This window comes from Burkholderia cepacia GG4, from assembly GCF_000292915.1.
In the GTDB taxonomy this organism is placed as follows: domain Bacteria; phylum Pseudomonadota; class Gammaproteobacteria; order Burkholderiales; family Burkholderiaceae; genus Burkholderia; species Burkholderia cepacia_D.
The window spans coordinates 2,798,676-2,810,466 of record NC_018514.1 but is presented as its reverse complement, the minus strand read 5'-3'; the positions used below and the strand labels follow the sequence as shown (position 1 = coordinate 2,810,466).

Sequence of the window (11,791 nt, the reverse complement as noted above, 5' to 3'; positions counted from 1 at the left end):
GGCCGTTTCCGTATGGTCGGGTGATTCAACCGATTACGCCGGTTGCACCCGATACGCGGCGGCGCCCCCTTCCCCCCCGCCTACCGCCGCTCGCGCAGCGCCGCTTCGATCTTGCGATCGGTCTTGTACTGGCTCAGCGCATATACCGACCAGATCGCGGCCGGCAGCCAGCCGATGATCGTGAGCTGCAGGATCAGGCAGATGATCCCCGCGATCGGGCGGCCGATCGTGAAGAACTGGAACCACGGCAACAGCAGGGCAAGCAGCAGGCGCATGAACGATCCTCTCGGTGCGTCGTTGAACGGGTGATGCGTGACGAATATGCCGGTGCACGCGCCCGAATTCAAGCCGTGCACCGGCAGCGCGGCACCGTCAGCCGCCCGGCGCCGCCCGCCGCGCCCGCGGGATGACGCGGGCACTGCCCCGTCCCCGATGCTCAGTTGCCGAGACCGAGACCCGGCAGCACGTGCGTGTGCTCGGCCACGACCGCGTGCAGCAGCTTCGGTTCGGCGCCGAGCAGCCCGAGGATCGTCGGCGCGACCTGCTTCGTGCCGACGGTATCGCTCACGGTACGCGCGCGATGCAGGCCCGGGTACGACACGAGCAGGCCGAGGTGGCTGTCGTCCGGCGCGTTGCCGCCGTGCTCCTCGTCCTTCTTCGTGCTTGACGTGTAGATCACGCCCGGATTCGGCTGGACGATGATGTCCGGCGTGCGGCCGTTGGCCGGATCGCCGAACCGCTCGGCCAGCGCGGCGCCGTACAGGATGTATGCCTGCGAACCGTCCGCGCAGATCCCCGGCGCGTTGCAGCCGAGGTTCGCCTTCAGCGTCTGCACCACGGCCGTGCGCTGGCTACGGTCGCGCAACCAGATCAGGCCGACGTCGTCGGTCTGCACGAAGCCCGTGCCGACCAGGCCCGAACCGTCGTTCAGGTTGCCCGTCGTCGTGTTGTTCTGGCCGAAGTTGCCGTTCGGGTCGACGTAGTTGTTCGCTTCGAGCAGCTTCGTCAGCGTGTCGCCGTTCTTCACGAGCTTCGTGCGATCGGTCGGCGACTGGCCGTGCTTCGCCGTGACGATCACGGCCGTCGACGTGTACAGGTTGCGCTGCTTCAGCTCCGCGACGATACGGCCGATCGAATTGTCGACGTAGGTGATCGCGTTCGCGACCTGCCCGTTCGGCGTGAAGTTCGCATCGAGGTAGCCGCCGCCCTTCGCGACCGCCGCCTTCTGCGCGACGCTGAGCGTCTGGAAGTTGCCGCCGAACAGCGTCGGCACCGGCGCGTTCTTCGTGCCCGTCGAATCGCGGCCGTCGATCTGGTTGATCAGCGCCTGCACGTGCAGGTTGTCGAAGCGCGCGGTGTGCGAATAGACGTCGGTGTAGTCGGTGTTCGTCGCCGGGTCGATCGAGTTGATCTCGGTACGCATCAGATCGTCGACGCCGGTGCCCGACGGGCCGTTCAGCCAGTCGTAGCCCCACGCATGCTTGTCGGCCCACGCGGTGTACGCGTTCGGCACGCCGGCCTTCACGGCCTCGAACACCGTGTTGGTCTTCACGTAGTTGTGCGGATACACCGACACGCACTGACCGTTCACGAGTGCATGCGGAATCGCCTGCGGGTTGAATGCGCCGCCGCCGTCGAGGTGCACGAGCGCGCCGCCGTTCTGCGCATCGATGCCGGTCGTCTCGTCGAATACGACGTTCCAGCCCTGCTTGCCCGAGCAGGTCGTGTCGCTCGGCGCGTACAGGTTGCGGTCGTACGACACGTCGTAGAACAGGCCGGCCGTCTTCGGCGAGCCGCCCGTCACGAGCGCCGCGAGGCCCGGGAACGAGTCCGACAGGCCGGGCGTGTACGCGTTCGTGTACGTGACGCCGCTTTGCGCGAGCACCGCGATGTTCGGGCACGTATTCGCGCCGATGCAGCGCGCGAGATCCTGCTCGTGCAGGCCGTCGACGCTGATCAGCAGCACGTGCTTCGCGACGCGCCGGCCGTGGCCGGCGTCGTTGCCCTGACTGTTGCCATCCTGCTGCGCCGCGTAGGCGCCCACGCTTGCGAGCGCCAGCGCGCCCGCCACCATCGCCGCCATCTTCCGTTGCTTAACGAACCTGGAAATCATCACCCCACCTCATCGATTGACGTTGAACCGCATGACTTGCCAACAGGCGCGCAAAATATCGCCGCATCGTGGGGCGGTCGCATGAAGCGAGGCTTTCGATACTCTGTCAAACGTAACGAATCGCAAACGACATCACCCGGTCGCAATGTGTCGTGTTCCCGGCCGCACGTGCATGCAGCCGGTTTTTTTTCGGGGTTGGCGTTCGACTATTGGCGTGTGATAAAGGGTTTTCCCTGACCCGGAGCACGAGTATGTCGACCCTGGAAGCTCTCCGGTTCGTGCTGGACGATGCACGTACCCCCGAAATCATTCGCCACCACGTCGTCGACGCGCTGCAGTACGCGTTGCGCAACTACGGCCAGGTATTCACCGCGAAGGAAATCGAGTGGCTCGCGCAGTGGGACGATGCCCGCCTGCCGCTGGCCGCGAGGAAGGAACTGGACAAGCGCGAACCGGTGATCGCCGTGCGCTGAAAGGAAGCGCGCCGCCGCGCCCGATTGCCGGTCGGACGCGGCGGCGGCGGATGATGGCGTAACGCGGCTTACTGCAGGCCGAAGTCGACGCGCGTCGTCGCGCCCTTGTCCTCGATGCCCTTCGCATCGAGCTTCGGCGCCACGACGAACATGCGGCTCGAATCGATCTTGCCGTCGAGGTACTGGCGCACGGCCTGCGCGCGCTGCTGCGCGAGCGCGCGCAGCGCGTTGTCGTCGGCCGGCGCGTGATCGGCGAGCGCCTTCTTCATGTCCGCATCGGGCAACGTCTTCTGCAGGCCGATCAGGTTGCGCGGCTTCTTGAAGTCGGCGTCCTTGTACGCACGCGTCAGGTACTTGGTGTACTCGGCCGGTTCGACCTTCACCGACATCGGATCGATGCTCTCGCCCTGGCCGACCACGTCCTTCAGCTTCTGCTGGCGAACCAGCCGTTCGACGTATGCATCGCGCAGCCCCGGCGTGTCCTTCGCCGGATCGACGCGGCCGATCAGGTCGAGCCGGATCGACGGCTTCTCGGTCAGCATCTTCACGACGGTGTCGAGCTTCTTCTGCTGCGCGTCGGTCAGTTCGTACGTGCCCGGCGCGAACTCGACGTAGCCGAGATCCTCGCCGCCGCTGCCGCCGAACGCATTCGCGAGCAGCGTGAACGGCGACGTGACGGCCTTCGCGATCAGGTTCAGCACCGCGTGCCAGATCAGCCCGCCGATGCTGAACTCCGGATTCGACAGCGAGCCGGACACCGGCAGGTTCACGTCGATCTGGCCGCGCGTGTTCTTCAGCAGCGAGATCGCGAGCTTCACCGGCAGCTTGGTCGCCGTGTCGTTGTCGACGTGATCGCCAAAGGTGAGCTGGTCGATGAAGATGTGGTTGTTCGCCTGCAACTGGTCGTTCGCGAGCTGGTAATGCAGGTCGACGTTGAGCTTGCCCTTCGTGATCGGGTAGCCGGCGTACTTCGCCGAATACGGCGTCAGGTTGGTCAGCTCGATGTCGTGCGCGGTTGCCGTGAGGTCCAGCGCCGGTTTCTCGATCAGCGGGTTCACCGAGCCCTGGATCGAGATCGGCCCGTTGCCTGCAAGGTTCGCGGCGACGTCGACCGGCGCGGACGTCGTCGAGTCCGTGCCGAACGCGCCGACCGTGCCCTTGATCGCGACCAGGTTCGCCGTGTAGTTCGGCTTGATGAAGTTGTCGGTGTAGGTCACGCGGCCGCTCTGCAGCAGGAGCTCGCCGAAATGCATGCGCACCGGACTCTGCGGCGGCGGCGCGGCCTTCACGACGACCGTCGCCGACGCGGCGGCCGGGGCCGAAGCGGCCCGGGCGGCAGCCGGCGGCGTCACGCCCGGCGACAGCGGCACCGGTTCGGTCTTGCTCGCGTCGCGCGTCAGCGACTGCGCGGGGCCCGTCTCCTTCGCGACGACATCCTTCAGGTTCAGCCGCCCCTGCGCATCGAGCAGCACGCGACCGTAGAAGTTCGAGAACGTCACGCGCGTGGCATCGACGTCGGTGCCCTTCTCGTCGTAGTTCACCTTCAGGTTCGACAGCGCGAGCGAGCGCCAGCCCGCGAACGGGTCGGACGTCGCCTTGTCGAGCATCCGCACGTCGACCAGCGCGACGTCGCCGCGATAGGTCGCGCGCGGCGTGTCCTTCACCTGCGCGAACGTCAGGTTGCCCTGCGCGTTGAGCAGCGCGCTCGCGATGGTCGCGTTCAGCGCGCTGCCGAAGTACGGCTCGAACGCGGCCGCGTCGAGGCGGTTGCCGTTGATCTTCAGGCCGAGCTTCAGCGGCTGTGCGGTCACGTCGCCCGATACGTTCAGCGAGCCCTTGCGGTTCAGCGTCGCCTTCAGCTGCACCGGCAGCGGCTTCGTCAGGTCGTCGCTGAGCTTCTGAACCGACAGGTCGAGCGGCTTGATCGCGAGCTTCACCGGGTGCGGCGTCGACAGATCCGTGAAGTTCGCGGACGCGTCCTTCACGTTCAGCGCGTCGATCCGGTAATGCCACGACGGCGCGGCCGCCTCGGCCTTGCGCGCGACCGTGCGCTTGGGCACCGCCGCCTGCGCGGGTTCGGCCAGTGCCGCGAGGTCGATCTTGCCGTCCTTCAGACGCTGCACGTCGAGACCGAGTCCGGTCACGTCGACGCTCGAGATTTCCGCGGTGCGCGCGGCCACGTCGACCTTCACGATCTTCGCGCTCGCGTCGGGCAGCACGATCGCGGGCGCCTTCGCGTCCGGCGTCGCGAGCTTCAGCGACTTCAGGCTCACCGTGCTGTCGGCGACCTGCGCGTCGAACGGCGTCTTGCCCCAGTCGGCCTTCGCGTTGATGGCCGCGCCGAGCGTGCCGTCGAGCACGCGCGCACGGGTCGCCTCGCCGAGGTACGGCTGCAGCGCCGGCAGCGCGAGCGCGTCGAGCATCAGCTTCGTGTCCGCCTGCTTCGCGGCCAAGTCGAACGCGCCTTCGGCCTTCACGTCGCCGCCGCGCGACAGCGACATCGACAGCGTGTACTTCGTCGGCGTCTTGCCCTGCAGCGTGAATCCGTCGAGCGTCGCGGCGAGCTTCGTCAGCGACATCGTGGTCGGCGTCGCCGGCACGCGGTCGTCGACGTTGATCGTGCCGCCGTCGATCGCGAAATGGCGGATCGTCAGGTCGAGCGGCGGCGCCTCCTTCGCGGCGACGTCGGCCTTCGCACCGCTTGCCGCGGCGACCGCGGCGCTTGATGCGGCGGTGCCCGACGCAGCCGGCTCGCCCGCGGCGGCCTTCGGCGCGGCTGCCGGCTGGCCGGCGAGCGTCTCGACGTTCAACACGCCCTGCTTGTCGCGCGACAGGTCGACGACCGGCTGGTCGATCCGGATCTCGTCGAAATGCAGCGCGTTGCGCAGCGGCTCGAGGCTGGCCGCCGCGACGTGTACGCCGCGCGCGGCGAACAGCGGCTCGGACGCCCGGCCGGTCACCTTCGCGTCGTTCAGGTCGACGGTGCCCGACACGCGCAGCACCGGCGTGTCGCCGCTCATCACGAAGTTCAGCTTGAGGTCGCTGCTCAGGAGGCCGCTCGTGACGATCACCGGCAGCTTCGTCGGCGCGTACGAAATCAGCTTCGGCACGTCGAGCCGGTCGAACTTCAGCGCGACTTCCGACTCGCGCGACTGCGCGAACGGCTTGGTCTTGCCGTCGATCGCGATCGGGCTGCCGTCGAATCGCGCGCGCAGCTTCGGCTGCACGAAGATATCGGTCTTCGACGGCAGCGTCGCGATGAACGGGATGCCGAGCGTCCAGTTGTCGACCACGTGCTGTTCGTTCAGCAGACGATCGTCGAAATCGATCCGGCCGTCGTTGACCTGGATGTTCGACACCGAGAACGGGGTCGACTTGCTGCCCGGCTTCGACGGCGTCGAGAACTTCTCGATCAGGTCGGTGAAGTTGAAGCGCTGCGCGTCGTAGCGGACGATATGAAAGCGCGGCGAATCGACGCGCACTTCGTTGACGATCGGCGCGCCGCGGAACAGCGACGACCACGACGGCCTCACGACGAGCTTGCCGATGTCGATGAAATCGCCCTGGCCGCCGCGCTCGCCGACGTGCACGCCGTCGGCTTCGAGGTTCAGCGTGTACGGGTTCAGCGCAATGCGCCGGACCGTGGACGGCCGGCCGAGCTGCTGGCTCAGTTGCTGTTCGGCGATGTGACGGATCAGCGGCGGCGCGGCGAAGAATCCGAGCAGTCCGAATAAAACGAGGAAGATCAGCACGCCGAGGCCGATACGCCGGGTCCGGCGCGAGCGTGCAACGCCGCCGAGGGCATGGAGGGTCGAGGTTACGGTTTCTTTGTCTGCGCTTGCCATGCTTGGATGCCTCGGGAATGGATGCCGGGCCGCACCGGAAAACCGGCACGGCCGCGCACACTATCCCGAAAGTATAGGCTCAGGTGGTGACGGAACGGCGTCCGGGCGCGGCCGGCGCGCCCGCCGATCGGACAGCGGCAACCGCTATCCGTTCATTTCCGGACGACGACGGGCGGCATCCACGATCCGTCGCTCGCCTGCGGCTTCGGTGCGTAGAGGCGCAGCGCGAGCGCGAAATCGGTGCGCGGCGCCGGCAGCCAGTTGGCCGCGTGCGTGCCGCCCGGCGATGCCGACACGACCACGTCGATCGAGCCGTCGTGGTTGCGGCGCAGCCGGTCGCGGTCGCCGAGCGAGCGGCGCGCCGAGCCGACGTCGGGCAGCGCGCCGTCCGTCGTGTACGGTGTAAGGGTCCAGAACCCGCGCACCGGCGGCATGGCGCCCGGCGCGAAGTGCAGCACGTAGCGGTTCGCGCCGTTCAGCGGATGACCGTCGCTGTCGACGCGCACGAGCGCGAGCGTCTCGTCGTCACGCGTCGCGGTGCCGAACTGCGTGTAGGCCGCGTACGCGCGCAGCGTGTAGTCCTGACCGTACTTGCCGGCCGTGTCGCCGATCCAGCTCCAGCCGTTCGCGTTCAGCAGGTTCGGCGGCGGCGCCACGAGCCGCGCGCGCGCTTCGGCGACGCCGGCCGTCGCGGCGGTCAGGCGGTCGCCCGTCCACAGCACGGGGTAGCCGGCCGACACGCCGATGTCGTTCAGCAGTTCCTGCGCATGCGCGTCGTCGGCGGGCGCCGGGTTGTCCTGCAGCGCCTGTGCAAAGCGTGCGAAGAACGCCTTCGGGTCGAGCGCGGCGACCTGCTCGGCCGGCGTGCCGCCGCTTGCGGCTTCCAGCGGCGCGCTGCCCGCATGGACCGCGACCGACGCGCCGCGCGCGCTGCCCGTATAGACGGACAGCGGCACCACGCGGATCGCGCGCTGCTGTTTCTTCACGTTCGTGAGGTCGCGGCCGCCGCTCGTCTGCAGCCGCACCTCGAGCCACGCGTTGGCCGACGGCACGTCGATGCGCACTGCGCCCGTCGGCAGCGTGCCCTGCCAGTCCTTCGCGGCAAAGGCAATCGTTTGCGATCGCGCAGCGCCGCGTGCGCCACGGGCCGCCACGCTCGACGACGACCACAGCACGTTCGTCCACATGTCGAGCGCGCGTGCGTCCCAGTAGCGGCCACGGGTGTCGGGCAGCGTGACGATCACCGGCTCGGCGCCGACGTCGAGCCAGCCGGTCGAGTCGAGCGTGTCGACGCCCGGCAGCGGCGGGTTGAGCGCGCCGACGGGCGGCAGCGCCTGCGCATGACGCAGCGTGTTGAGCGGCGCCTGGCCCGGCTGCGCGCCGTCGCCCCCCGTCGCGGCTTCCTTCGCGACGTCCATCAGCACGAGCGGATACGCATAGACATAGGAGTCGGCCACTTCGGCGCGCATCCAGCCGGTTTTCCGCTGGATCGCGTCCGGTTGCGACGCGCATCCCGCCAGCAGCGCCGCAATGGCCAGCGACGCGCCTGCGCGCCGCGGAGAAATTGATTCTCGTAGGTTTTCAATCATTGATAACTGGCCGAATATCGTTCTTTTCAGTCAACGCCTTGTTCGACTCGCGAGCGGTGAAAGCAAGGCACCCCAGCCTGCCCTGTCGCCGCTTCGCCACGGCGGGCGCTGATGTCAGGGCGGTATCATAGCGCCTAAGGGCATCCCCCAATATGCCGAATAACGGGTGGAGCGGTAGCTGGGTCGTCGGCAATCCCGACGCGGCTCCGGCGCGTGGCCCGACAATTCGGTCGATATTGCCCCGCACAAGCGGGTTGCCGTCATGCTTCCGTCCGGATTGACTTGTGGTGTCACTATTGACGCCATTCGTTATGGCAAACGAACAGGGTGTCAGCCTGAATCGTCTCGCGAGCGCCAAGCTCTGCGCATGAGCCGTCGGTCGTCGTCGCATGTGCGCTTGCCCGGTTTTGCGGCCGGACGCCGGATCTCGGCCGTCTCGGGCCCCAGCACACGGTGACACGTCGGCAGCCCCGCGCCGGTGCACACGCCCCTGCGTCGCATCGTCGCCACCCCTTGACCTTCCCATCATGGGAATGTTGATACTGGGACCATTCGCGGCTCGAACCGCGCTTTTGGGGAATCCGACATGACTGAACCACTCGCCGGCGTGCAAACGATCGAACTGACCGTCGACGGCATGCATTGCGGCGGCTGCACGGGCCGCGTACAGCGTGCGCTGGCCGCCGTGCCGGGCGTCGTCGACGCCGCGGTCGATCTCGACGCGCATGCCGCGACGGCCATCGTGCAGGACGCGGTCGAGCCCGCGCAGCTCGTCGACGCGATCGGCGCGGCCGGCTACCGTGCGACGGTGCGCGAGCCGGCAAGCGATGCCGTTGAAACGGCGCCTGCGCGGCACACCGAGCCATCGCCCGCGCCGGCCATCGCCACCACCGAGCTCGATATCGACGGGATGACCTGCGCGTCGTGCGTGTCGCGCGTCGAGAAGGCGCTGGCGAAGGTGCCGGGCGTCACGCGCGCGTCGGTCAACCTGGCCACCGAACGCGCCACCGTCGATGCGGCGCCGGACGTTTCCGCGTCGCAACTGGTGGATGCCGTGAAGCAGGCCGGCTATGGCGCAACGCCGACCGCATCGGATCACGCCGTTGCCCCTTCAGTTCCTGCAACCGCCGCCAGCATCGAACTCGACATCGACGGGATGACCTGTGCATCGTGCGTGTCGCGCGTCGAGAAGGCATTGGCGAAGGTGCACGGCGTCACGCGGGCATCGGTCAACCTGGCCACCGAGCGCGCGACCATCGACGCCGCGCCGGACGTTTCCGCGTCGCGACTGGCTGAAGTCGTGCAGCAGGCCGGCTATGGCGCGACGCCGGTCGCCGTCACGCCGCCTGCCGCTTCCGCTGCGTCGGCCGCTTCCGCCGAGTTTGAATTCGACATCGGCGGGATGACCTGCGCGTCCTGCGCCGGCCGCGTCGAAAAGGCGCTCGCCGCCGTGCCGGGCGTCGCGCGCGCGTCGGTCAATCTCGCGACCGAGCGCGCGTCGGTGCATGGCGCCGGCGCGCTCGACGCCGCCACGCTGATCGCGGCGGTCACGACGGCCGGCTACCGGGCGTCGCTCGCGGCCGCGCCTGAAGCCGGTGCCACCGCCGGCACGGACGCCCGCGCCACCGCCCCGGCACCGGCCCCCGACGCCCGCAAGCGCCGCGAAGCGATCCGCGAACGCAACCTCGTGATCGGCTCGGCCGTGCTGAGTGCGCCGCTCGTCGTGCCGATGCTCGTCGCGCCGTTCGGCATCGACGCGATGCTGCCCGGCTGGCTGCAGCTCGTGCTCGCGTCGATCGTCCAGTTCGGCTTCGGCGCACGCTTCTACCGCGCCGCCTGGCATGCGGTGAAGGCACGCGCCGGGAACATGGACCTGCTCGTCGCGCTCGGCACGTCGGCCGCGTTCGGCCTGAGCCTGTGGATGCTGTTGCGCGACGCAGCGCACCCGGGCCACCTGTATTTCGAGGCATCGGCCGTCATCGTGACGCTGGTGCGCTTCGGCAAGTGGCTCGAAGCGCGCGCGAAGCGCCAGACGACCGAGGCGATCCGCGCGCTGAACGCGCTGCGGCCCGACCGCGCGCGCGTCGTCGAGCACGGCGTCGAACGCGACGTGCCGCTCGCGCAGGTGCGCGTCGGCACGACCGTCAGCATCCGTCCCGGCGAGCGCGTGCCCGTCGACGGCCGGATCGTGTCGGGCCGCTCGCACGTCGACGAATCGCTGATCACCGGCGAAAGCCTGCCGGTGCCGAAGGACGACGGCGACCCGGTCACGGCCGGCTCGATCAACGGCGAAGGCGCGCTGGTCGTCGCAACCACCGCGATCGGCGCGGAGACGACGCTCGCGCGCATCATCCGTCTCGTCGAATCCGCACAGGCGGAAAAAGCGCCGATCCAGCGGCTCGTCGATCGTGTGAGCGAAGTGTTCGTGCCGGCGATCCTCGGGATTGCCTTGCTGACGCTGATCGGCTGGCTGATCGCCGGCGCCGGCACCGAAACGGCGATCCTCAACGCCGTCGCGGTGCTCGTCATCGCGTGCCCGTGCGCGCTCGGCCTCGCGACACCGGCGGCGATCATGGCCGGCACCGGCGTCGCGGCACGCCACGGCGTGCTGATCAAGGACGCGCAAGCACTTGAGCTCGCGCAGCGCGCGACCGTGATCGCGTTCGACAAGACCGGCACGCTGACCGAAGGCAAGCCGTCCGTGACGGCCTTCGAAGCGGTCGACATCCCACGTGAGCAAGCGCTCGCTCTCGCCGCGGCGGTCCAGCGGCACAGCGATCACCCGCTCGCGCGCGCCGTGGTCGCCGCGCACGCTGCGGACGTCATGGCCCGCGGCGGCGCCGGTGGGGCGGTCGAGGCGATCGTCGCAGCCGATGCGCGTGCGGTCGCCGGACGCGGTGTCGAAGCGCGCGTCGACGGGCAGCTTCTCGCGCTCGGCAGCACGCGCTGGCGCGACGAACTCGGCATCGTCGTGCCGCCCGCGCTCGACGCGCGTGCGGCGCAGCTCGAACGCGCGGGCAACACGATTTCGTGGTTGATGCGTGCCGATGCGCCGCGCGTGCTGCTCGCGCTGATCGCGTTCGGCGACACCGTGAAGCTCGGCGCGCGCGACGCGATCGCGGCCTTGGCGGCGCGCGGCGTCGCGAGCGTGCTGGTGACGGGCGACAACCGCGGCAGCGCGGCGGCCGTCGCGGCGGGGCTCGGGATCGGCGAGGTGCATGCGCAGGTGCTGCCCGACGACAAGGCGCGCGTGGTGGCCGAGCTGAAGCGCACGCACGGCGGGATCGTCGCGATGGTCGGCGACGGGATCAACGACGCGCCCGCGCTTGCCGCGGCCGACGTCGGCATCGCGATGGCGACCGGCACCGACGTCGCGATGCATACGGCCGGCATCACGCTGATGCGTGGCGATCCAGCGCTCGTCGCCGACGCGATCGACATCTCGAAGCGCACGTACCGGAAGATCCAGCAGAACCTGTTCTGGGCGTTCGTCTACAACCTGATCGGCGTGCCGCTCGCGGCGCTCGGCTGGCTGAACCCGGTGATCGCGGGCGCGGCGATGGCGTTCTCCAGCGTCAGCGTCGTGACGAACGCGTTGTTGCTGCGCAGGTGGCAAGGCCGCGCACGCTGATGCGGGCCGCGACGCGCGCCGGACCGTCCGATGGGCGTCCGGCGCTCGTCGCATGGGGAATGGGGAAAGTCGTGGCGCTTGCCAACCCGTCATGCACACGTGCTGGCACGAATTGCAGGCGCCGGGCCGCGCAGACAAGC

General features: G+C 69.0%; 6 protein-coding genes. 2 read left to right on the top strand and 4 right to left on the bottom strand.

The window, feature by feature from the left end; translation table 11 throughout:
• Nucleotides 1-80 precede the first annotated feature (80 nt).
• Both GEM_RS28290 and GEM_RS28285 read right to left on the bottom strand, forming a co-directional pair.
• Nucleotides 81-275 carry a YqaE/Pmp3 family membrane protein gene (locus tag GEM_RS28290; protein WP_014900862.1) on the bottom strand — a complete coding sequence of 65 codons (195 nt, stop codon included), beginning with the start codon at nucleotides 273-275 and terminating at the stop codon, nucleotides 81-83.
• 161 nt (nucleotides 276-436) lie between these two features.
• Nucleotides 437-2,113: an alkaline phosphatase family protein gene (locus GEM_RS28285; protein WP_014900861.1), complete on the bottom strand. Its 1,677-nt coding sequence runs from the start codon at nucleotides 2,111-2,113 to the stop codon at nucleotides 437-439.
• A 251-nt stretch (nucleotides 2,114-2,364) separates the two neighbouring features.
• Between GEM_RS28285 and GEM_RS28280 the strand changes: the two genes are divergently transcribed.
• Nucleotides 2,365-2,586: a hypothetical protein gene (locus GEM_RS28280; RefSeq protein ID WP_014900860.1), complete on the top strand. Its 222-nt coding sequence runs from the start codon at nucleotides 2,365-2,367 to the stop codon at nucleotides 2,584-2,586.
• Between the two features lie 68 nt (nucleotides 2,587-2,654).
• On the opposite strand, the gene GEM_RS28275 is transcribed toward GEM_RS28280, so the two are convergent.
• Both GEM_RS28275 and GEM_RS28270 read right to left on the bottom strand, forming a co-directional pair.
• Nucleotides 2,655-6,431, bottom strand: coding sequence for a DUF748 domain-containing protein (locus GEM_RS28275; RefSeq protein WP_014900859.1), 3,777 nt, complete (start codon nucleotides 6,429-6,431; stop codon nucleotides 2,655-2,657).
• A 152-nt stretch (nucleotides 6,432-6,583) separates the two neighbouring features.
• Nucleotides 6,584-8,020, bottom strand: a complete 1,437-nt coding sequence (locus tag GEM_RS28270) for a DUF1254 domain-containing protein (protein WP_014900858.1) — start codon at nucleotides 8,018-8,020, stop codon at nucleotides 6,584-6,586.
• A gap of 586 nt (nucleotides 8,021-8,606) precedes the next feature.
• Between GEM_RS28270 and GEM_RS28265 the strand changes: the two genes are divergently transcribed.
• Complete coding sequence (locus tag GEM_RS28265) at nucleotides 8,607-11,651, top strand: heavy metal translocating P-type ATPase (RefSeq protein ID WP_014900857.1); 3,045 nt, start codon at nucleotides 8,607-8,609, stop codon at nucleotides 11,649-11,651.
• The last annotated feature ends 140 nt before the right edge of the window (nucleotides 11,652-11,791 follow it).